The 25042-nt window shown below is 40.0% G+C and carries 16 protein-coding genes; all 16 read right to left on the reverse strand.

What is annotated here, in order from left to right:
• Positions 1-14 precede the first annotated feature (14 nt).
• The 16 genes from ACRX5O_RS06760 to ACRX5O_RS06835 all read right to left on the reverse strand — a co-directional run bounded on the left by ACRX5O_RS06760 (position 15) and on the right by ACRX5O_RS06835 (position 24997).
• Positions 15-5417, reverse strand: coding sequence for a GH32 C-terminal domain-containing protein (locus ACRX5O_RS06760; protein WP_433905260.1), 5403 nt, complete (start codon positions 5415-5417; stop codon positions 15-17).
• Between the two features lie 131 nt (positions 5418-5548).
• Complete coding sequence (locus tag ACRX5O_RS06765) at positions 5549-7042, reverse strand: glycoside hydrolase family 32 protein (RefSeq protein WP_433905261.1); 1494 nt, start codon at positions 7040-7042, stop codon at positions 5549-5551.
• 92 nt (positions 7043-7134) lie between these two features.
• Positions 7135-8742 carry an ABC transporter substrate-binding protein gene (locus tag ACRX5O_RS06770; RefSeq protein WP_433905524.1) on the reverse strand — a complete coding sequence of 536 codons (1608 nt, stop codon included), beginning with the start codon at positions 8740-8742 and terminating at the stop codon, positions 7135-7137.
• A gap of 56 nt (positions 8743-8798) precedes the next feature.
• On the reverse strand, positions 8799-9713 hold the full coding sequence (locus ACRX5O_RS06775; RefSeq protein ID WP_433905262.1) for a carbohydrate ABC transporter permease: 915 nt from the start codon (positions 9711-9713) through the stop codon (positions 8799-8801).
• Between the two features lie 12 nt (positions 9714-9725).
• Positions 9726-10682, reverse strand: a complete 957-nt coding sequence (locus tag ACRX5O_RS06780; protein WP_433905263.1) for an ABC transporter permease — start codon at positions 10680-10682, stop codon at positions 9726-9728.
• 213 nt (positions 10683-10895) lie between these two features.
• A complete protein-coding gene (locus tag ACRX5O_RS06785) occupies positions 10896-11870 on the reverse strand; it encodes a LacI family DNA-binding transcriptional regulator (RefSeq protein ID WP_433905264.1) in 975 nt (324 codons plus the stop codon).
• A gap of 144 nt (positions 11871-12014) precedes the next feature.
• On the reverse strand, positions 12015-13874 hold the full coding sequence (locus ACRX5O_RS06790; protein WP_433905265.1) for a sigma-54-dependent Fis family transcriptional regulator: 1860 nt from the start codon (positions 13872-13874) through the stop codon (positions 12015-12017).
• A gap of 167 nt (positions 13875-14041) precedes the next feature.
• Positions 14042-15100: a 2,3-butanediol dehydrogenase gene (locus tag ACRX5O_RS06795; protein ID WP_433905266.1), complete on the reverse strand. Its 1059-nt coding sequence runs from the start codon at positions 15098-15100 to the stop codon at positions 14042-14044.
• A gap of 18 nt (positions 15101-15118) precedes the next feature.
• Entirely contained in the window at positions 15119-16498 is a 1380-nt protein-coding gene (lpdA, locus tag ACRX5O_RS06800; RefSeq protein ID WP_433905267.1) for a dihydrolipoyl dehydrogenase, read from the reverse strand.
• A 15-nt stretch (positions 16499-16513) separates the two neighbouring features.
• Positions 16514-17740 carry a dihydrolipoamide acetyltransferase family protein gene (locus ACRX5O_RS06805; protein ID WP_433905268.1) on the reverse strand — a complete coding sequence of 409 codons (1227 nt, stop codon included), beginning with the start codon at positions 17738-17740 and terminating at the stop codon, positions 16514-16516.
• A 26-nt stretch (positions 17741-17766) separates the two neighbouring features.
• Positions 17767-18795: an alpha-ketoacid dehydrogenase subunit beta gene (locus ACRX5O_RS06810; RefSeq protein ID WP_433905269.1), complete on the reverse strand. Its 1029-nt coding sequence runs from the start codon at positions 18793-18795 to the stop codon at positions 17767-17769.
• A gap of 33 nt (positions 18796-18828) precedes the next feature.
• A complete protein-coding gene (locus ACRX5O_RS06815; RefSeq protein WP_433905270.1) occupies positions 18829-19821 on the reverse strand; it encodes a thiamine pyrophosphate-dependent dehydrogenase E1 component subunit alpha in 993 nt (330 codons plus the stop codon).
• Positions 19822-20066: 245 nt separating this feature from the next.
• Positions 20067-21242 (reverse strand): acetyl-CoA C-acetyltransferase, encoded by a 1176-nt coding sequence (locus ACRX5O_RS06820; RefSeq protein WP_433905271.1) that lies wholly within the window; start codon positions 21240-21242, stop codon positions 20067-20069.
• A gap of 44 nt (positions 21243-21286) precedes the next feature.
• Complete coding sequence (locus ACRX5O_RS06825; protein WP_433905272.1) at positions 21287-22990, reverse strand: acyl-CoA dehydrogenase FadE; 1704 nt, start codon at positions 22988-22990, stop codon at positions 21287-21289.
• A gap of 4 nt (positions 22991-22994) precedes the next feature.
• Positions 22995-23414, reverse strand: a complete 420-nt coding sequence (locus tag ACRX5O_RS06830; protein WP_433905273.1) for an acyl-CoA thioesterase — start codon at positions 23412-23414, stop codon at positions 22995-22997.
• Positions 23415-23428: 14 nt separating this feature from the next.
• Positions 23429-24997, reverse strand: coding sequence for a class I adenylate-forming enzyme family protein (locus ACRX5O_RS06835; RefSeq protein WP_433905274.1), 1569 nt, complete (start codon positions 24995-24997; stop codon positions 23429-23431).
• Between the last annotated feature and the right edge of the window lie 45 nt (positions 24998-25042).

The raw sequence follows: 25042 nt of genomic DNA on the forward strand, positions 1-25042 counted from the left end.
TGTTCATAAAAATACTACTTATCTTCTAGCTTCACAGGAACATTCACATCATCAAGATTAATATGCCCCCATCCTCCTGTATGCTTATCAACTAGTTGGATATACAGTTTTCTACCGATAAACTCCGATGCATCCCATCTGACCCTTCGGTAGGCTTCACCGTTATGACCGGTTGCTTTTCTTAAGATTTCATTTGTTTCCGCATCGACCAGCGCTACGTATAGTAATTGCTCATCTGCTCCGCCTGAAGTTAAAAAGTCAATTTGACCATCCCCTCCGAGGACAAAGTTTTCGGATTTCAACACACCCGTTGCTGTATCTCCCCCATGATCAGGATGGAATCCCCATAGATGATATTTATTTGGGTCAGTGGAAGTAGTTGCCTGACCGAAAGGACCACCCCATCCCCAATCGTTCTTATTAGTCACATGATCATTTGTGAAGGAATTTCCTTCTACAATCGTCCATCCGGTTAAATCTCCTGTTTGAAAATCATGATTCGTTAATTCGCCATGTGGAATTTCCTCTTGAGGGGTATCATCCCCATAATACGCTGGTACGACAGTGTCACTATAGGCAGAACCCATCTCATACACTTTCATTGAGACAATTTTTGCCGTACCGTTCTTACTCCAAAGTTCAAGTCCTAATGCATCCGCTTTTGTTGGGTACGCTCTTGTGGTAATGCTTTTTTGCCCATTCGCATACGCTTCAATCATCGATCGGTCTAGGAAAATATGAAGCTTCACATTTTCTCCTTTTGTGGAAAGAGTTCCAGAGCTGCTAGTTTTCGCGACATCAGGGTCTACACTCATTTTCGTAGCGTCTACTCCAAATTGCTCGTTTGTCTCGTCCAAATAGAGGTTTACTTCTTCTGATGAATCTCCTGATTGACGAACTTTAATGCCATATTTCTCATCCGATTTTGCTTTAATTTCAAGGATGATTTCTAACATATCTCCTTTCACTTTCTCAAGCTTTTTATTTGCCTTTGATAGACTCGAATTTCTAATATTAATCAGTTGTTCGCCTCGGAGAGTTTCTAATTCTTTAATCGGCTCAACTCCAAGCTCTCCATTTTTTAATAGAGACAATTCTAATGGCAAACCAGCGTTATGTGCCCAACCAGCATCATAATGCTCCTGGTCTGTTCTTCTGTCTTGAGCAATACTAAATAAAATCGAACGTCCCTTATCATCAATCATTCCACTAGGTCCAGTAAAATGAACACCGTAATCAAATAGTTTCGGCTCCTCATGGTCTGGGATAAATTGATTCTTTTCTTTATCCCATGAGCCCACCCAGTGAAACACGTATTTAACGTTATGTTCACTATAGCTTTTAAACCAAGGATTGATAAAGAAAGCATACTTTTGTTCTCCGTTTGCATCCTTCCCAATTGGTAAAAACACTGGTAATTCCCACACATCACCTGTTTTTGGATAGGCTTTGGAATTCCCTGTAAAGAATGGACCAACATACTCCCAATTTTCCAAATCTTTAGAAGTGTAAAGGAGTGTGGAACCTCCAACATTTTCTATACCCGAACCAACAATTTGATACCAAGTATCACCATCTTGCCATACAAATGGATCTCTGAACTGACCATACATCACCTTTCCTTCCTCTGCCGGCAGATCAGGCGCTTGAACCGTAACCGGTTGATCTAACATATCCCACATCTTCAGCATTGGATCTTTGACATCCGCTGGTTTGGCCAAACCTGTCATTTGGTTGGGTGATTTGCTGTCATCTCCCGCTGTAAAAAATAACACTGGTTCTCCATTTTGATCAAAGCTTGCGGAGCCAGACCATACTCCGTCTGGTGACACACCTGATGGAGCTAACGCAACCGGCGCATCTTCCCAGTGAACCATATCGTCACTTACCGCGTGACCCCAATGGATTTGATGCCAGTAAGGTCCTTGTGGATTGTGCTGATAAAAGAGATGATATTTTCCGTTATAATAAAACGGAGCATGTGGTTCATTCATCCAGTGACCAGGTGAAAGAAAATGATATTGTGGTCGATAGCGATCCCCATCATACACACTGCGATCAAACGATAAATCCGGAAGGGGTAACTGTCCCTCTTCATGGCTTGTAATCACTTGATTATATTGTCTTTTAATCTCTTCTTCCGATACTGCCTTGTTGTAGACTTTCAGCTCATCAATCATCCCGTTAAACATATTCGCTGTAAACGAGCTTAATACGGCGGCTGAATTGTGCTTACCAATTAAGAGATTGTTCTCAGACGCTGTAATCGTGGCATTTCTAGGAGTATCTACTTCCCCAACTAGTTCACCATTTAAAAACAACTTCATCTTTTTCTCTTCCTGGTCAAAAGTGGCAACAATATAGGACCACTTATCTTTTTCAAGCGGTTTGTCTTCCTTTGCCCATACTTCTTTCCATTCGCCATTCATCCCGGCTTGGAACGACCATTTCCCATGTCTTCCCATTCCTAAAATATAGCCTTCTCCTCGAGCTTTGTTATGCTGATTAACAATCGCAGACAGTTGACCAAGATCTCCCCATTCATACGAACGTGGTGCTACCCACGCTTCTATTGTCAAAGCATCACTTGGTTGCGCTGCCTTTTTGACGGGTTGGTTTATATAGGTGGAATAACCATCAAAAAGAAGTGCATGACCCGCGATCCCTTTTCTCCAAAGGGGATCGGTAGAAGGCTTATACTTTGCTTCATTAAATACATATTCTACCTTTAGCTGTTCGTTTTTGACTGAATCTAGAGCGGTATCGCCCTCTTGTTCATCAAAACTCCAGTGACTTAACATCCCGCGACCTTTCACTTGAAAATCATCCACATTCAGATGCCCAAACCCTCCTGTATGTTGATCGACTACTTTGATATATACTTTTTCGCCTAAATAATCCGAAGCTTTCCATTTAACACGTTTATACGTCTCAGAATCAGGACCGGTCGCTTTGAACAACTCTTTTCCATCGGAAGCACGAACCAAGGCAACATATAAGTCGTAATGAGTCTCCCCATCCATCTCATCTCCTCCCCCTACTAAGAAAGAGATGTCACCATTTCCTGATAATTTAAAGGTATTCGATGTGAGACTTCCTGTTCTTTGATTCGCTTCATGGGGAGCCGCACCGTTAAATCCCCATAGATGGTATTTTCCTTGATGTTCAAACGGAATTTCTGTATCCCAGTAAGTGGCTTGGTCAGTTACTGTTCCGTTAAAGGCATTTCCTTCTGTTGTCCATCCAGTTAAATCTCCTGTTTCAAAGCCAGGATTGATGAGGTCATCTTGCTTTCCTTGCTCTTCGTTAAAAACATGAAAATCATCTACATTGATATGGCCAAATCCACCAGAATGATAATCTACCACTTTAATATAGAGAGCTTCACCCAAGTACTCGGAAGCATCCCACGATACTCGCCGGTACTTTTCTGTATTGGCACCCGTTGCTTTCATTAGTTCTTCACCAGTTGAAGCGTTTACTAGTGATACGTACAGGGTATTTAAATCCTGACCTCCACCTACTAAAAAGTCGATCACACCATTTCCGTCTAAAACAAAATTGCTAGATTTCATCACACCGGTTCGTAAATCTGATTTATCATCACTCTTCGCTCCTTGGAATCCCCATGAATGATACCTGCCCTCATGCTCAAATGGGCCACCCCAGAAGCTTGTCGCATCGGAGACAGGCGCCCTAAACGCGGATCCCGTAGTTGTCCAGCCAGTTAAATCACCAGTTTCAAAATTAGGATTTTCAATCGTATTTGGAAGGTTTTCTACATCCACGTCTTCTACAAATTTCGTAAATGTTGCTTCTTTTAATGGATAGAAGGATAAGGAACGTAACGCTACCTCCCCGTCTTTTGCGTATAAATCAATTTGTTTGCTTGTTTCACTCGGGAAGATTTGATTCGTAAACACAGCGGTTCCTTCTTCTGCAAACACCTCAACTGAAGATCGGTCAACCAATAGTTTTACGTGTAAGATTCCATCATTTACTGTTAGGTTCGTATGCTGAATGGAAGGAAAATCCTTATGAAAATCGGTCTCTCCTGACTGTGTCCGGTCTACTGATAATTTTCCATCTGCCATTTGATAGGAGATTGTAGTTGCTTCATTTTCCCCTTTACGTACTTGAAATCCAAACTCAGAGGCTGTCGATTCATTCAGGTTAAACTCAGCTTCAAGCTCAAACATGTCAGCGGTTACATTTTCTAATACATTATTAGTTGAAAATTTTTGATTCGCGATTTTCACTTCATTCGCTGTATCTCGTAAACTAGTTAATTCCTTGACTGGTTGCTGCTTTAATCTAATACCTTCATTTGTTTCTACTAATGAAAGCTCACGTGGCACGGTATTGGAACCTCTCCAGGTGGAAGTTGGAATTTGCCCTGCGTATTGAGCAGGATTATTCATCCAGCCTAACCAGATTCTGCGACCATCTTCTGGCTGGTTAACAGTGTTACTCCATGTAACTGCTGCATAAAAATCGGCCCCGTAATCCGCCCAATTTAATGGTTCGGAGTTGTCATCCGGACTAAATCTTGTTCCATTAAAATCTCCTACATAATAGTGCATTCCTGTTCCACCTGATGGGGTTGGATTAATACTAACTGTTAGCACCCATTTCGAACCTGTTTGGTTTCCATTCGTATCATACAGGGGCAACTCGAACAAATCTGGACATTCCCACAGACCAAGTTCTGCTGCTTTTGGATCGGAAAATTCGCTCACCTTTTGCCAATTCAATAGATCAGGTGATGTGTAAAAATCGATACGCTTCCCACTCGTGATGACAAACATCCATTGCTTGCTTTGTTCATGCCAAAAAACCTTTGGATCACGAAACACGCCTGAGCCACCGTTACTCGCTTTTAACTCATTCGGCATCGTAATAACTGGATTTTGTTCAAGCGTAGTCCATGTTCTACCACTATCTACACTATATGTGGCACTCACATGTTGATTGTCCCCACCAAGTTCACTCGTATAAATCACTACCATTGGTGGATTTTCCTTCGTTCCTAAACCGGATGTATTTTCATAATCAACTACCGCACTTCCAGACCATGCAAACCCATTTTCATCTGGATAAACCGATATCGGATAGTGCTCCCAGTTTACAAGATCTTTACTAATCGCATGACCCCAATACATCGGTCCCCACACTTTATCAGTGGGATTATGCTGATAAAACAAATGATACTCCCCGTTGAAATACACCATACCATTAGGGTCGTTCATCCAATTTTTCTCTGGAGTAAAATGATACCCTGGCCGGTAGCTTTCATCATTCACTACTGGAAGGGAAGTAGCGCGAACAGGCACTGAAAATGGTTTAAACGATTGATATATAAGTACTAAAATTAAAAGCACTGAGAAAACCTTTTTCCACTTTAGTTTTTGATTCATGACATCACCTTTTTAGAAAAGTATTTTCATTTTCTGTCCATCCGTGGTGTCTTCAACTGGTTGCAAGAAAAAGGGGGAGTGAAGCAATGACCCCTATTATAAGCTTTGCTTTAATCCCCCGATTCCTTATACTATCGCCAAGTAGATTTTAATGTATAAAACTCTAGCGAATGTAAAGTTACATCTCCCTCTTTTACATACAGTTCTATATCCTTATTTTCTTCGCTTGGAAAAATTAAATCGGTGATAACCACTCGTCCTTGATTACCAAACACCTCTACTGACGACTGATCTACAAAGATGTGTAACGTAATTTTGTTGTTTTCAGCTACAAGCTTGCTTTTATGTTTTCCAGCAAAAGCTTTATGAAAAGCGGCCTCTCCTGAATGGCTTCGATCCACAAAAACCCTTTGATTTTTCACATCGTATCCAACAATCGTTTCTTCATTTGCTCCCTTACACACCTTGAATCCAAATTCTGTTGCAGTTGTCAGTTCAAATTCAGCAAGTATTTCAAATGTATTGCTTTTTACATTTTCTAAAAGATTTGCCCCTGGCTTTACCTCTTCCTTTTGAAAAGATAAATGGTCCACCCGTAAACTTTGCATTTCCTGAACAGGTTTCTGAACAAGTCGAATTCCTTCTTCTGTTGACTGTAATTCTACTACTCTTGGAAGTGTCATCGCACTGCGCCATTCCTTAGTTGGAGTAACATTGGCATAACGCCAATTGCTCATCCAGCCAATATACATTCTTCTACCGTCTTTGTTAGGAACATCTGACCAGCTAACACCCGCATAGTTATCACGACCATGGTCAATCCACAAGACCGTTTCTGGAGAGTTGTCATTTACAAAGTTCTTTCCATCAAACACCCCTGTAAAATATTGTGTTCGAGAACCTTCTGGTAAGTTGGGATCATCGCCAATACTAACAAATAACACCCACTTTTTCTGATTCGGATCCTTATCAACAGGCAATTCAAAAAGATCAGGACACTCCCAAACCCCCTGGTGAGAGCCCTCTGCTTCTCCAAATTCATTAGCAAACTCCCAAGATGTTAAATTTAAAGAAGTATACATTCGAATCGTTTGTCCGGATGCAACGACCATAACCCATCGGTTCGTTTCACGATGCCAGAATACCTTCGGATCACGGAAATCGGTAATATGTTCTTCCAGAAGCACAGGATTGCCCACATACTTTATCCACGTTCGACCATGATCCTTACTATAGGCAATACTCTGTCTTTGTCTGCCACGATTGGTTTCTGGATATGTGTCCGCGTGAGTGAATATCGCTACTAACCCTGATTTCCCCTCAAAGAAACCGCTAGAGTCGTTCCAATCAACGACTGCACTACCCGAAAAAATCATCCCATGCTCATCCGGAGCCAAACCAATCGGAAGATGTTCCCAGTACACGAGATCTTTACTTACTGCATGCCCCCAATGCATTGGCCCCCATGTCGTTCCGTGTGGATGGTATTGATAAAACAAATGATACTCTCCTTCATAAAACACCATACCATTCGGATCGTTCATCCAATTCTTCTCGGGTGAGAAGTGATATTGTGGACGATATTTCTCTGTATAATACTGTTGCTTTTCTAAGACGTTATTCATAAAATCGGCCTGCCTCTCATTCAAAATCTTTCAGCTTATTTTTTTGGTATGAATGGAAAAGCCAGACGAAAACTCTGTCTGGCTTTATAGGGTTATTGCTTGTTATAGCGATCTAGACCCTTCTGGTACACTTCCATTAATTGATCAAGTCCCATATCTTTTAATTGCTGTACATAGTCATCCCATTCTTCCTCAATGCCACCATCAATTAACCACTGAGCCTCTTTTTGTTTTACAAATGTTTTAATTTCTGGCTCAATGGTGTTAATGACTTCAAGCTCCTCAGGACTAAAGAAGATAGAAGGATAATTTTCTGACACCATATGTGGTCTATAATACTCCTCAAGAATTTCTAATCTTTCCTTCGCTCTTTGTTCCATATCTACCACACTACCGAAGTGGTCTTTTAATACAATAAACGGACCACCTGGTGCCACTTTTTGACGCAGCTCACCCATCGCTACTCCCTCAGGAAGCTCCTTATTGACTAACATTCCATTTGCATCTTCTTCATATATCTCACCAATCGGACCCCAGTTGATTTGTGCAGACATTTTCGGCTCATACAATTCATCTACCCAACGCATGGTCACTTCAGGGTTTTGATTTGCAGAGGTAATCACGAAGGCATCTCTGCCATACTCCGAATAGTTGGAACGACCGATGACAATATTGCCGTCTTTTCCTTTTAACGGTGGTAAAACCACATAATCATCTACTCGATCCGTTCCTACAACTTCTGTATTCTCCCACCAAATGAATGATCCTAGAGTTGGATCCTCAGTTTTTCCTTTTGCAAATAATTGCTCCGTCTTTTGAGTAACAACCTCTGGATCGATTAATCCTTCTTTTACCCACCCGTTATAGTAGCTGATCGCTTCTTTAAATTCTGGCTGAACAGCGGCATAAATTACCTTTCCATTTCTTACGACACGATGATCTGCTTCAAAAGGTGAATCAGGGAGACCAAATAATCCAATTAAATCTCCTTCATTCCCACACCAGCCGTTATACCAAAAGGTCAACCCAATTTCGTCTTGCTTTCCATTTCCATTTGGATCTTTTTCTTTAAATGCTTTTAACACATCATGGTATTCTTCAAGAGTAGTAGGCATTTCGAGGCCTAGCTTATCTAGCCATACTTTATTAATAAACATAATATTAGGCATTCCAATTAAATCCATTTCTTCTGCACGAGGCAATGAATAAATATGACCATCAGGTGCAGTTACGACTTTTTTCAAATCCGGTCTTTGTTCAAACAGCTTCTTTAGATTAGGTGCATATTTGTCTATTAAATCCTCTAATGGTATAATAGTACCGTTCTGACCATACTGCACAAGGTCATGATCACTAAATCCTGACGCATAGAACGCATCTGGCAGGTCGCCACTTGCCAGCATTAAATTTTTCTTTTCTTGATATCCATCGCCAGGGATATTATTCCATTTAATTTTGACGTTCGTTGCTTCTTGAAGTCGGTCGAAAATGACCATTTCCGAATAGTCAGGTGCCAATGCTGCCTTTGGTGAAACGATGTTTAACGTTACTTGTTTGTCGACAATCGGTAAACCTGTTTTATTATAGGCAACCTTTTCTGCATTATTTGAACTTGCAGAATCATTGTTTGTACATCCAGTCAACGCAAGTGTAGCTGTTAAACCTACTACCAAAATTGTTGACGCTTTGCTCTTCTTCATTCTTTTTCTCATTGATTTAAGCATTTCTTTTCCCCCTCATTTTTGATTTTTTTGTATTAACCTTTAATTCCGCCAATCATTACACCCTTTACAAAATACTTTTGAACAAAAGGATAGACGATTAATAACGGAACAGAAGCAACAATTATGACACCATACTTGATTAACTCAGAAACTCTTTGCTTCGCAGCTAATGACTCTAGATCGCTTATCATCATGGTGGACGCCTCATTTTGAATTAATATATTTCGTAGAATGAGCTGCAGCGGATATAAGTTTTCATTATTCAAGTAGATGAGTGCATCAAAGTAAGAGTTCCAGTGGCCGACCGCATAGAATAACACCATGACCGCCACAATCGGTTTGGACAATGGCAAGACAATCTTCCAGAAAAACTTCGCATCAGAACAGCCATCCATTTTGGCAGCCTCTAAAAGCTCATTAGGTATGGAGCTTTCAAAGTATGTTTTTGCCACAATCACATTCCATACAGCTACTGCCTTAGGTAAAATGAGTGCCCACATGGTATTCAATAGGCCTAAATTTTTAACAACTAAATAAGTTGGAATTAATCCACCCGAGAAAAACATCGTCATTAGGAACAAGAACATGATGACATTTCTTCCATATAAATCCTTTCTTGATAAGGCGTAAGCAGCCATCAATGTAAACGATACATTTACGATCGTACCAACAACTGTGTAGATGAGAGAGTTTTTATACCCCAACCAGATCTTGCTATCTCTGAAAATTCGTTCGTATCCTTCAAAAGTGATTTCCTTTGGCAGCAACCATACCTTACCTTCGTAAATCATATTAGGGTCACTAAAGGAAGCAATAACGATAAAGTACAGAGGATAAATAACCAATATCACAATGAGCGCAACTAGGAACACGTTAATGGCATCAAACACTCGATCTTCCTTCGTTCTTCTAGTAATCTTTTTATTCTTTAATGTTAGTAAACTCATTTTTGGCCCCCCCTACCATAATCCTGTACCTGATAATCTCTTTGCGAAGTTGTTTACAGCCACTAGTAAAATCAAGTTAATCACTGCATTAAACAATCCAACCGCAGCAGCAAAGCTATATTGAGCTTGCTGTAAACCCATTTTGTATACATAGGTAGGAATGATTTCTGCTGAAGGCTGATTCATCGGTGTCTGCAATAAGTAAGCCTTTTCAAAACCAATGTTCATAATGCTTCCCACTGACAAGATTAATAAAATAACTGCAGTTGGCATGATAGCTGGTATATCCACATGAAAGATTCGCTGCCACTTATTTGCACCATCCATAATCGCTGCTTCATGTAACTCAGGACTTACCCCTGCTAGAGCTGCTAGATAGATGATGGCAGCCCAGCCTGTCTCCTGCCATACTCCAGATGCAATATATAATGGTTTAAACCATTCAGGTTTTGCCATGAATGAGATAGGATCTCCACCAAACATTAGGATCATATTATTAATCAATCCGTTATTGGAAAAGAACACATAAATCATACCGGCTAAAACAACAACGGAAATAAAATGCGGTGCATAAACAACTGTTTGAACAAACCGTTTCGATTTCTCACTTCTTATTTGGTTTAGCATAAGAGCGAGGAAAATCGGAAGAGGAAAACCAACGACTAGTTGCGTAATACTAAGTCCGAGAGTATTTTTAATCAACGACCAAAATTGGTAGGAATCAAAAAACCTCTCAAAATGTTTAAATCCAACCCAAGGACTTCCCATTATCCCTTTTGTAGCAACAAAATCTTTAAATGCAATCAACACTCCATACATAGGTACATAATGGAAAACAATAAAATAGATTAATGCGGGTAAAAGAAATAAATAAAGCTGATAATTCAACAAGATTTTTTTGAGCTTTAATCCTTTTTTCGCTGTGGTAGTTGAGTTGATTACTGGATCTGCCTTTCTAGCTATTTCCATGCTCTTCCCTCACTTACATATGTATTTTTTGAGATGAATCTTTCCGTTGAAACGTTTCCAATCTATTATAAAATTTTTTATGCATCTCATAATTCATTTTGAAACGTTTCAATTTGATGTTAAAGTAATCCCCAACCCCTTCAGCTTCATATGGAGTTGAGCGCTACTATTACTTTACCTTTTGAAACGTTTCATTCTAAAAGCTAAAAAAACTTACGTTGTTTCTCCTTCTCTATAAATAACCGGAATTCGATAAATATCTTGGTCTAGCGTTTCTCCTTCAATCTTTCTTAACAGGAGCTCCACAGACATCCTTGCCATTTCTTCAACTGGTTGCCGTATCGTTGATAAAAATGGACGAAACAACTTATTATCTTGAATGCCGTCATAACCGATCACTTTTACATCCTTAGGAGTAAGAAGCCCCTTTTGTTTTGCTTTATCAATATACTTAGCTGCGAGCAGATCGGTATTTGCAAAAATACCATTTACGTCTTGGTGTTCTTTTTTGCTAAAGAAATCATCAAAGAAGGTATCGTCATCATAAACACCATCGTGCTCTTCGTAAGTCACGTATTTGATTCCTTGTGCCTCCGCTTCGTCCAAGAATCCTTTCTTGCGAAGCAAAACCTCACTATATACAGAACTAGTAATCCCGAGATAGGCAACCTTGGTTGCTCCCGCCTTTACAAGCTCCTTTACGGCCATTCGACCACCGGTATAGTTATCTGAAGTGACACATGTAATCTTTTTTCCGAAATGTCTGTCCAAGCTGATAATAGGAATATCCGTACTAACACTATCTTCAATCTCATTGTAAGTGATCCCGATAATGCCTGCTACTTTATTTTGATTAAGCATATCAAGATAGTAGATTTCTTTATCTGGTCTCCCCCCGCTATTACAAAGCATTAACTTATATCCTTGTTTATCAAGTGCATCTTCAATGTAATAAGCGAACTCTGAAAAAAACGGATGCCATATACTTGGGAGCAATAACGCTACCATCGTTGATTTTTGCATCTTAAAATTTCGCGCTACTTCATTTGGTATGTAATTTAATTTTTTAATAGCTGCATTCACTTTTTCCCTTGTTTCAGGCTTTACAGTGGGATTATTATTTATGACACGTGAAACAGTGCCAACCCCAACTCCTGCTAAGTCTGCAACATCTTTTATACTTGGCACTAATAATACCCCCAACGTAATTAAAGCGTTTTCATGAATTTATCATAACACCACATTTGAAACGTTTCAACGGTTTTATAAAAAGAATTTTCAAAATAAAAAAGAGGACACCTCCACTAAAAAATGGTATCCTCTCCAAACTACTCACAAACTAAACCTCTGCAATCTCTTATAAAATGTACTTCTTGGGATATCAAGCAATTTTGCTGCTGCTGTAACATTCCCCTTTGTTTTTTTCAATGCATCAAGCATGAGATCTCGTTGAATTTTTTCACGTGGTTTTAACTGGTTTTCGATAGATTCTATTTCATCCTTAGGCTCACTTGGCAAGTGCTTAGTAGGCAGAATCTCCTTGTACAGAGCTTGAATCGATCCATGCCATTCTGGAAGCATAATATGCAACCTCTCCAGAATATTGGTTAGTTCTCTTATATTTCCGGGCCAATCATACTCTATTAATTTATCTATCACACCGTCCGAATGACCGATGCTCCAGGCGTTTTTTTGACAAATATAACTTACAAGATGAGGGATATCCTCTTTTCTATCTCGTAAAGCAGGGGCTTCAATTGGATACACATGCAATCGATAATAGAGGTCTTCTCTGAATTCCCCTTTCCCTACTAGCTCTGACAAATCACGGTGGGTCGCTGTAATGACACGTACATCTAAAGGTACTTCCTTCATGCTTCCAATCGGAGTTACCTTTCTCTCCTGGAGCACTCGTAATAGAGCAACTTGCATCGTCTGTGGAATCTCTCCAATTTCATCTAAAAAAATGGTCCCTTTATTTGCCTGTTCAAACTTCCCTTTATACCCCTGTCGTCTCGCACCAGTAAAAGCCCCTTCTACATAACCGAATAACTCGCTTTCCATCAAATCTTTTGGTATCGCCCCACAATTCAAGGAAATAAACGGTCCCTTTTTACGAAGACTATTGTCATGAATAGCTCTAGCAATCAGTTCTTTTCCTGTCCCTGTTTCTCCTGTAATAAAAACAGAGGTATCAGATGGAGCAACGATTTTTATCTTTTGTAGCATGTTTTGAAAAACACGACTGACCCCTGTTTCCCCTTTAAATAGAAACGTATTTTCTGAATGAGAAAAAAACAGTCGGTTCTGTTCTTTAACGATTTCTGATAAAAAGAAGCATCTTCCATTTCTACTGTAGTCCTCCTTTAATAAAGAAGGCATTTCCAAATCAATCTTGTACTTGTTATGTAATAACTCATGAAGGTTCATACCAATTACTTGGGGAAATCTTTCTCGGATGGGTTTACTTGCAGATAGAATTAGGTTGTTATGATTACAGACTATGAAGAGGTGATTTTTATGTGTTTCTGCTAGAATCAGTGCTTGTTGGATAAGGGCTACTTCTTGTTTATAAGACCTACTAGTGATTTCTTTTTCAATCGCATAAGAAATAGAAGTTACCATTCCAATCATAAAAGGATGGGAAGACTCGACTGGGCAAGAAACATCAATCACTCCTAACAATCTCCCATCTTCTTTAACGATTGGAGTGGCCGAACAGCTCCACTGATGAGAAGCAACCGAATAATGCTCTGGCCCATGAATGATTACTGGTTCTTTTGTTTGTAACGCTGTCCCAATTGCGTTAGTACCTACCTCCGTCTCCGTCCACCGCACACCTTCAACAAAATTTATTTTTTTCGCATTCGTTAACGTTCTTTCATTTCCAGACAAGGAAAGGACATATCCATCAGGGTCAACCAATAAGGCCATCATGCCCGATTCTTTTATCGGTTGATCCATTTTCTTTAAAAAAGGGGTAGCCAATTCGATAAGAAGAGCATGTTCCTCCTTTTTTGCACCTAATTCCTCATTGGTGAGTACATAGTGCGCTTTATTTAGATAAGGGTTCACTTTTTCTGTCTTACACCTGTACCACGACTCTAGGATTCTTTTATTTAATCGAGCTGAATCGAGCACACCTTCCTTTACAAAACGCTTCCAAGTATCAAAATAAAAGGTAGTATCCATGAAACCTCCTCTATCCATGATAAATTTTTCCACGTTTTTACCTGTGTAGGAATATATCTCCACCTATCATTATAGTAAAGGGTGTATTCGCTTTCAATAAGTAATCAGTCGTATATAGAAAATTCAAAAAATAAAGCCTTTGCGCTTATTACGCAAAGGCTTAGAGATTATTGTGATGGGTCTACTAAAATCTTAATCTGATTCTTACTCCTTGTTAAGGCATCAAACCCTTCATCGACTATTTGATTAAGGGAGATTTTTTTTGTAATTAGTCTTTCAGCTTCAATTTGGCTATTCGCTATCAATTGAATAACTTGGGGGAAAATATTACGATAAGCAATAATACTTGTCATCTTTCTCTCAGTTAAAATAAAGTTATTCACCGGAATAGTAGCTGGTTTTTCCCAAATGCTAATGTTTACTACATTCCCTTCGGCTTTCGTCGCTTGGATAGCTGTGTTAATTGTTGCATCAATTCCAGCCACCTCAAAGGCAACATCCACCCCTAAGCCATTCGTATAGCTTTTTATTTCTTCCACGGCATCCACTTCCATTGGATTGATGACCATATGAGCCCCTACTTGTAACGCTATTTCACGACGTTCAGGAGAAACCTCAACCGCAATAATCTGACTTGCTCCTGCTGCTTTCGCTGCTTGAATAACTAATAAACCGATTGGTCCTGTACCGATAACTGCGACAGAGTCCCCTATTCTCAGTTCACTTTGTCGAACTGCATGTACAGCTACAGCTGTCGGCTCGACAAGTGCAGCCTGTTCCCATGACATATGGTCAGGAATTTTATGAACCATTTTAACTGGGACGACACTGTATTCCGAAAAACCTCCAAGCCCACCAGAAAGACCTATGAACCCGAGCTGTTCACATACGTTATAATGTCCCTTTAGACATGAAGCGCACGTTCCACAGTTATAAATTGGTTCAACGCATACACGGTCCCCTATCTTGAAGCTGGTTACTTCATTACCTACTTCAACTATTTCACCAGCATACTCATGTCCCATCACAATCGGAGCTTGATCATCTGATAGGGGGTGCGGCTCTTCAACGGGTATAAAAATTGGCCCCGCTAGGTATTCGTGTAAATCCGACCCACAAATTCCACAATACGATACTTTTATTTTTACCTGATCTTTTTCAACAACAGGTTCAGGAATACTTTCCACACGTATATCTTTTCTGTTATACCAGAGAGCAGCTCTCATTCACATTCCTCCTATATTTTATACATGTACAGCATGACCTATGGCACTTAGCAAAGCTTCATGGATAGTCTCTGATAGTGTTGGATGAGCAGCTATGAAGTTCTCAAGAGAATCTGTTGTGAGTTCTGCATGCAGCATAACCGTCGCTTGGCCAATAAGTTCAGTGGCATGGACTCCAACAATGGACACTCCAATGACTTCACCGAAATCTGGTTCAACTAACACTTTTACTTTTCCTTGCTGCTTCCCCGTAATTAAAGCTTTTCCGTTTGCTGCAAAAGGAAACTCTCCAATCCGAATATCCCCGTATTGATCTCTCGCTTGCTTTTCTGTTAACCCAACACTGGCGATTTCTGGTGAAGTATAAATACAACGGGGGACGGCCCGATAATTTACTTCAACTTCCTCCCCGCTTGCTTGTAAGGCTGCCACTGTTCCTTCATGAAAAGCGATATGCGCCAACTGCACCCCGCCAATGACGTCACCACAAGCATAGATGTTCGGAATATTGGTTTCCATACGCTCATTCACCAAAATCCCTTGATGGGAAAACTCTAACCCGATATTTTCTAAGCCGAGGTTTTGCACTCTTGGCTTTCGACCGATCGATACAAGCACAAGATCTGCCGAAAGCTTTTGGATCCCTTCTTCATTTTCAAAAAGAACCATCTTGTTGTCCTTTTGTAAGTCCTTTACCGCTGTCGATGTGTGGATTATGACCCCGTCGTCTTGGAGCTTCTTATGTAAGACGGCAGCCATATCTTCATCTTCTCCTGGCAATAGCTGGCAAGACATCTCGATTATGGTAACGTTTGTCCCAAATCTACTATACACACTAGCAAACTCACAGCCTATTACACCTCCACCAATAATCACCATTGAAGCTGGAATTTCTTGAAGCGACATGGCGTGACTGCTGTGTAGAATCCATTCACCATCAAAAGGAGCAAAAGGCAGCGCAACAGGTTCCGATCCTGTTGCAATGATGATTTTGTCAGCTGAAACTTGTTGCTCTGTCCCCTCACCTTTTACCCTAACCGTATTACTCGTTATAAATGAAGCTTTTCCATTAATAACTTTCACCTTGTTTTTTCTCATTAAATACTGAATCCCTTGTACAAGTGTGGAAATTATTTGGTTTTTCCGATGCTGAATCCTTTGCCAATCAATCTCAATTCCGTCAGCTAAAAGTTGTATACCAAATTCACCAGCTTGCTGGACATGACTATACACATCCGCGCTTTCCAGGAGGGATTTCGTCGGCATACACCCTTCATTTAAACAAGTTCCTCCTAACGGGCCTTGGTCAATAAGAGATACCTGATGTCCCTGCTGGGCTGCTGTAATAGCAGCCACATAGCCAGCAGGTCCACCTCCAATAATCATAATCGTCGTCAATGAACTCCCTTCCTTCTAAAAAAGCATTGTAATTGGGTCTTCTAAAAACTTTTTCACGGTTTGTAAAAATGCAGCAGCCGGAGCCCCATCAAGAACTCGGTGATCAAACGTCAGACTGAGTGGTAAAATACTTCTTCTCTCTACGTTCTCATCAACAAATACTGGGGTATCATATACAGCACCTACACCGAGAATCCCAGCTTCAGGTGGATTTAACACAGGGGTAAAATGATCCACACCATATGCGCCTAGGTTACTTATCGTAAACGTGGAACCCTGCATCTCTTCATGACTAAGCTGGCCTTGTCTAGCTTTTGTTGCGAGGGTGTTAATGCTTTTTGATAAATCAATAAGCGTTAATTTGTCTGCTTCTCTAATTACAGGTACCACTAATCCTCGTTCAAGCGCAACGGCCATACCAATATGAACCTGTTTGTATACATGAATTTTGTCATCTATATAAGCGCTATTCATTTGCAGATGTTGTTGAAGTGAAAGCACTACTGCTCTAGCAATAAAATCCGTTATAGTTAGCTTATTGTCATAACGATGTTGAACCAGTTCTGCTGTTTCCTTCTGTAAGGTAATTACCTTCGTTACATCCACTTTCATGTTTAACGTAAGTTGGGCTGATTTTTGGAGGCTATCGTACATTCTTTCTGCAATGACCTTTCGAATTCCGGTAACAGGGATTTGTTGAATCTCCTCTACAGGTTTTACTGAAGTAGGTTCAGGTTCTTTAACCTGTTCTACTTTTGTCGTACGAGCTTGCTTCAAAACTTCTTGTACATCTTCCTTCGTAATTCTTCCACCTGGTCCGGTTCCTTGAATATTCTCAATATCTAATCCCCCAGCCTCAGCCATTTTTCTAGCAACAGGGGAAATTTTTATTCGATCGCGAGCTGCTCTCGTCTGTTGTTTAGGCTCGGTTTGTTCGAACTTCACAGAAGTAACTTTTTTTCCTTCTGTTTCTTGAATTTTCGTGACCGTGGCTATTTGTTCTCCTGGATTTCCGATATAACAAATGACTGTACCGGGCGGAACTCCTTCACCTTCAGGAACCGCAATTTGTAATACGGTTCCTTCTGCTGGAGACTCAACATCAATTTCAATTTTTTCGGAGCTTACACTGGCAATCGGTTCACCTTTTCCGACCGCATCACCAACTGTTTTGTTCCATACGGAAACAGTCCCTTCTTTCATAGCCATTCCCAGTTTGGGCATTACGACTTCTACCGCCATGATTTTCTCTCCTTCCAGCTCTCTATCTATACTTCGATTGGTGTACCTAATAATTCAGACACCACTTTGACCACACGTTCTGGCTTCGGTAAATAAATGTCCTCTAATGGAGGCGAGAATGGTACTGGAGTATGCGGTGCAGTGATCCGTTTAATTGGTGCATCAAGGGTATCAAAACCTTTATCTCCCACAAGCGCTGCGATATCTGTTGCAATACTACATCTTGGATTTGCTTCATCAATAACAATAAGTCGATTTGTTTTAGCGACCGACGAAAGAATCGTTTCTTCGTCTAATGGTGAAAGACATCGAGGGTCTACGACTTCCACTTCAATTCCTTTTGCTGCAAGTGTGGCTGCAGCCTCTAATGCGGTATACACCTGTTTCCCAATTGCAACGATCGTTACGTCAGAACCTTCGCGTTTGATATCTGCTTTTCCTAATGGAATCGTATAATATCCATCTGGAACATCACCTGTCATGTTATAAAGTGTTTTATCCTCAAAAAAGATGACTGGGTCATTATCTTCAATGGAAGCAAGCAATAATCCCTTGGCTTCATATGGGGTAGTTGGAACAACCACCTTCACGCCTGGAATCGCAGTAAACAGTGCATATAAACTTTGAGAATGCTGGGCTGCAGCTCTAAAACCTGCTCCATGCATCGTCCGAATCGTAACGGGCACCTGTGCTTTCCCACCAAACATATAACGGAACTTCGCTCCCTGATTTAATACTTCATCTAAACAGCTTCCGATAAAGTCATTAAACATGAGCTCCGCAATTGGTCTGAGTCCTGTGGAAGCCGCTGCCATGGCTGCCCCCATATAACCAGCTTCCGAAATTGGAGTATCTAAAATTCGGTCACGACCAAATTCCTGAACAAGCCCTTTTGTTACTCCTAGTACACCGCCCCATGCATCTTCGTCCTGTAGATGGTCAACTTGCGCTCCTCCAGCAACATCCTCACCCATTAAAATGACATTTTCATCTTTTCGCATCGCTAGTTTCATAGCCTCATTGATTGCAGCTGACATACTTAATTTTCTTGTCATGATTGATTCCTCCTTTTATATGGATCATAGTAATTAATAAGACACATACACATCGGTTAATAAATCAGAGGCGTTAGGATATGGACTATCTTCACTAAACTTCACCGCTTGTTTTACTGCTTCTTCAACCGATTCTTCTAACTCAACTAATTCCTTTTCCGCTAAAATCTGTTCGCTTGCAATATAATTTCTAAAGAGCGAGATTGCGTCTTTTTCCGTCTTATGCTCTAACTTTTCTTGTTCTGTTTTGTATTTTTGAGCATCCCCTTCGAAGTGCCCGTAATTACGATACGTTACGCACTCAATAAGAGTAGGACCTTCCCCCCGTCTTGCTCTTTGGACTGCTTCTTCAGCCGCTTGGTAAACGGCAAGAACATCCTTCCCATCGACTTTAATACCAGGAATGTTATATCCACTCGCACGATCAACAATCGATTTACAGCTGGATGCGTAGGAAAAAGGAGTGGCTTCTGCATAGCCATTATTTTCAGCGACAAACACAACAGGAAGCTTCCATATTGCAGCTAGATTAATGCCTTCATGGAAAGTCCCGTGGTTTTGAGCACCATCCCCAAAGAAGCAAACGCTTACATTTTTAGTCTTTTTATACTTAGCCGTGAGAGCCGATCCACAAGCGAGTGGAAATCCGCCACCAACAATTCCATTGGCACCAAGCATCCCTTTATCAAGATCGGCAATATGCATAGAGCCGCCCTTACCTCTACATAATCCTGTCACCTTTCCATAAATTTCAGCCATCATACCATTCAAATCGCATCCTTTAGCAATACAATGACCATGCCCACGATGAGTGCTTGTAATGCTATCTTTATCATTTAAATGGGCACATACCCCAACAGCTACAGCTTCTTCTCCAGCATATAAGTGAACAAACCCCGGCAAGATCCCTTGTGCAAATAACTCATGAACCCTGTCCTCAAAATTGCGAATCTCTAACATCTTTTGATACATCCACTGTGCTTTTTCCTTAGTTAAAGCCACATCTTTGCTTTCCAATGCTCTCATTTATTCCAACCTCCCAGGAAAAATTCATTACACTATTTTTAATGCAAGAACTGTGCCAACATGAAAAGCCAATACTTTAGGGGTTTCAAAATGAAATCAGAGATAAAAAAAGAGACAAAGTGAGACATATGTCTCGTTTTGTCTCTCTTTGATTCCTTTTTCTGTGTACAAAAAAATCTCACTAGTGAAAAGCTCTCCGTGCGATTTAATTTAATTTTTTCAGATTAAATCGTTTGAATTTCCTTTTATAACCTCTCCCAAATCGTGGCGATTCCTTGTCCTCCACCTATGCAGACAGCTGATGCTCCATATTTCCCAGCACTTCTTTGCAATTCATAAGCTAGAGAAAGAGTAATTCTCGTCCCACTAGCAGCAAGTGGGTGCCCTAGAGCAATCGCACCACCATTTACGTTTCCAATTTCAGGATCAAACCCCAGCTCTTTTTGACAAGCAAGATACTGTGCCGAGAATGCCTCATTGATTTCGATTAAGTCCAAATCCTTCAGTGTAAGGTTTGCTTTTTGCAATGCGCTCTGAATAGCCGGAACAGGTCCAATCCCCATATATTTTGGTTCAACACCAACGACCGCCCACGATAATAGTCTTGCAATTGGCTTTAATCCTTTTTCGGCGGCAAATTCACTAGAAGTGACAATAACTGATGCTGCCCCATCGACCATCCCACTTGCATTTCCCGGCGTGACAATTCCATTCTCTCTAAAACGAGGTTTTAACTTCGCAAGCTTCTCCATGCTTGTTTTTCGGACATGTTCATCCTGATTAACGATTTTGCTTCCTTTTCTTTCTTTTGCTACAACTGGAACAATTTCTTCTGTCATATATCCTTTTTCGATTGCGGCTAGAGCCCGTTCATGACTGGTATGTGCATGACTGTCAGCCTCTTCCCGAGAAATGCCATATTTTTCAGCTAAATTTTCTGCTGTATCAGCCATCGTGCAGTCACCAACGGTATCGTATAATCCGTCCCATACCCAGTCTTCAATGCCTGGGCCCCCAAGCGGACTACCCCACCTCATCCCTGGAATAACATGAGGAACATTACTCATACTTTCTGTTCCACCAGCAAGTACAGCCTTTGCTTCATTCGTCATAATATATCGGGCTGCTGTGATAATTGCTTCAACACCGCTTCCGCATAAGCGATTGATTGTTAAAGCTGGAACATGTACAGGTAATCCAGCCTTTAAACCAATATGCCGAGCCAAAATATGTGCATCCTTACTTGATTGTTGAACATTTGCGAAGACGACCTGATCAATATCTTCAGGATTAATATTCGCTTTTAGAATTGCTCCTCGGGCTGCTTCCACCCCTAAATCGGTAGCTGATATACCTCTAAAGGTACCTGCAATTTCTGTAAATGCTGTCCGTGCCCCATCTACCAAAACGATATTGCTCATGTTTAACAACTCCTTTTAAAAACGATCATTTGAAAACGATCAAATTAACAATAATAACGCTCTTTCTCTATTACAACATCAGCAATTCTCCGTTTGATCAACACATTATTTTCTGAACTGCTCATGATCAAACGACTAGCAAATCGAGAAAAGATTTCTTCATCTCCAAAATGGTTAATCATGTTTAATGCCCTCAGTGCAATCTGTTGAGAAGTTTCATGAGTATATACTTTAGTACAATCAAGCTTCTGTCTGTTCTTCTCCTCACCCAATCTCATGATTAATTTTTCTGTTCTTAAAATAGCGCTTTCAATAGCGTAAATAGTAATAACCATATCAGCAAGGAATGCTGCAATTTCTTGCTCTATTTGAAAATTACTAAGGTTATTCTTATTTATAGACTGAATAGCAGCATGAAATAGTTTTTTCATTAATTGAAGAATCTGTCTTTCATGTTGAAGTAACCCATTTTTCCACTCATCGCCTTCAGATAAATCTGCATGGTTTTTAAAGACAGTGGTGGCAATGAGTAGTCTATTAATTTCATTTGTTCCCTCAAAGATTCGATTAATTCTAGAGTCACGATACAGTGTTTCAATTTCATTCTCTGTCATATAACCGTAACCACCGTGAATCTGAACCGCTTCATCAACAATTTCATCTAAAGCTTCTGTAGACATGACTTTATTAATCGAACACTCTACTGCATAAAGTGCAATTGTAGTTGCAAAATCATCCCCGTTTTTTTTCATATAATCGAAGCCTTCTTCCATCATTCCCGCTGTTCTATAGATAGCACTTTCATTGACATACGTTTTAATTACCATATCAGCCACTTTATTCTTAATTAGATTAAAGGCAGAAAGACACTGACCAAATTGCATGCGTTGGTTGGCATATTTTACTCCCAGTTCAATAGCTCGTTTAGCTGTACCGAGTGATGTTGCAGAAATCTTATGACGGCCGATGTTCAGTACATTAAAAGCAATTTTATGGCCCCGACCTACTTCTCCAATAACATTTTCAATAGGAACTCGTACATTTTCTAAAATAAGTGATCGAGTAGAAGACCCTTTAAGCCCCATCTTCTTTTCTTCTGCACTTGTAGAGACACCCTTAAAGCTCTTTTCAACAATAAAGGCGGTAAACTGTGTCCCATCCACTTTCGCATACACGATAAAAATATCAGCGAACGCAGAATTTGTAATCCATTGTTTTTCCCCATTTAATACATAATAATTTCCACACTGAGATAAGACGGCTATTGTTTTCACACTCATTGCATCTGTACCTGAAGATGGTTCTGTCAAAGCATAAGCAGCAATTTTTTCCCCGCTCAAAATATCTGGGAGATACGTATCTTTTTGGGAATTCGTTCCAAAATAAGCAATAGGTAATGCTCCAATCCCGGTTTGACCTCCAAAGGTAATAGCAAACGAACGACCAAGTGCCATCTTTTCAGAAATAATGGTTGCACTAACCTTCCCTAATCCAAGACCTCCATCTTCCTCTGGAATATCTGCACGAATAAGACCTAGTTCACCGGTTTTTTTCATTAATGAAACGGTTTCCTCAAACTCCTGATTTTCAATTTTTTCTAACTTTGGATAAACCTCGTTCATGACAAATTTACTTGCCAAATCTGCTAGCATTTGATGTTCATCATGAAAGTCCTCTGGTGTAAGAATGTCCCCTAGTAATCTACCAGTATATAAAAATGGATGATTTCCCCTCTTTTCAACAAGCATTTAACTATCCCTCCATTGCTTTAACTTGAGATACCATTTTTTCACGAATATAGTCTGGGATAGTTTGGGCTTTTGGTTTACCAGCAAAAGAGGCCCATGCACGGACGCCATAACCTTCGGCAACAATTTGGCCTTCTTTTATAAAAACATGTTTAATTTTAAAGACTTTGTTATGCAACTCTTCTATGGAGCTTTGTACAACAATATGGTCTTCAAACACGAGGGGGCTCTTGAATGCACAATTCGCCTCTAACAGAGGTACCCCAATTTGCTGTTCTGCAAAAAGCTTTGAAGAAGGATAACCTATTTTTGTAAAAAAAGCATGTGTTGCTTCATCCATCCATTTAAAGAAATTTGGATAATAAACGATACCTGCCGCGTCCGTATCTCCCCAACGTACTTGAAAATGATACTCCGATTTCATAATCCTTACCTCCTTTAACTTTGAATAGTAGGATTACTATTACTTATTTCTTCACGAAGCCTTATTTTTTGAATTTTTCCACTTGCTGTTACCGGGAATTTATTTGTGAAAGTTACTTTTTGAGGGACCTTATATAAGGCAATATGGTTCTTTATATAATTGATGATTTCTTCCTCCGTACACTCTTCGCCACTTTTCAATTGAACAACCGCACACACTAATTCTCCTAGGGTGTCGTCAGGTAAACCTACAACTGCAGACTCTACTATTTTTGGATGCCTTGCGAGTACAGACTCAATTTCTTGTGGGTAAATATTAAGTCCACCCCGAATAATCATTTCTTTTTTTCTACCAACAAATTTTAAATAGCCTTGATCATTAAGAGTGCCAAGGTCACCTGTATAGTACCAATTCTCATGATCGATCACTGCTGCTGTATGCTCTGGCATTTTATAATAGCCCTTCATTGTGCCAAAACTCTTAATCGCGATTTCCCCTTTTTCTCCAGGCGCCAACGCCTTACGGTTACTATCAACAATTCTTAACTCTACTCCAGGAATTGGCTTTCCTAGTGTTTCTGTAATATTCTTTTCGTTATCATCGTAAGGAGTCATTGTAACGGTAACCGTCTCAGTGATTCCAAATGATTGGCAAAGGTTAATTCCCATGCGATTCCGAATTTCTTTCACCTTTGATGGTGGAATAGGGGATGCTCCTACAACACCAGTTCGTAGCGAAGACAAATTATAGTGATCGAAGTTTTCCACTTCTAGTAGTTTAATAAACATGGTTGGTACGCCATTTAAAATCGTTACTTTTTCCTGTTCAATTAAACGGAGCATTTCAGTTGGTTGGAACTTCTCTAATAAAACGATACGAGAACCTGTGAAGGCAGCGCAAAACAAATTAACTGCCATACCAAATATGTGAAATAAAGGAGCTGGAAGAATTTGTACATCTTTTTCGGAGTAAAAGAGTTCCACACCCATTGTATTAGCAGATTGTACAACACTACGATGAGTAACCATGACGCCTTTTGGAACTCCCGTCGTACCAGAGGTATATAAAATGCAAAATACGTCCTGATCTACATCTATTGGTACTTCGCCAAGATTGATAGATTCCTCGTTCATGATTTCGTGAAAGGATAAGAGTCCTTCCCAACAAAAACGGACGGTAATAACCTCATCTAATACAAACAGAACCTCTCTCAACCCAAAATTGTGGTTAAATTCTTCAGAGACAATGATTACTTTTGGCTCAGAATTTTTCAGTATATGGTTCACTTCATGAGCTTTATATTTAGGATTAAACGGGACAAGGATAGCACCAATTTTTGCTACGGCAAAAAAAATAACAACTGTTTCGTACCAATTGGGTAAGGATACTGCAACTCGGTCCCCTTTATTTACCCCTCGTTTCGTTAAAGCCACTGCGAATTTATCAACATCACTTTTTAACTGTGAGTAAGTGACTGCTCTTTTCAAATCAAATAATGCTTCATTTTGACCATAATTTTTTGATGAAGACTCCAAAATTCCATATACCGTAAATAGATTACGATCTTTTCCCACTCTTTTCATCACCCCTCAAAAAAACATTTTTTTTTAATGAAGTATCCATATTTT

The sequence above is a fragment of the Robertmurraya mesotrionivorans genome, from assembly GCF_050971805.1.
Classification (GTDB): domain Bacteria; phylum Bacillota; class Bacilli; order Bacillales; family Cytobacillaceae; genus Robertmurraya_A.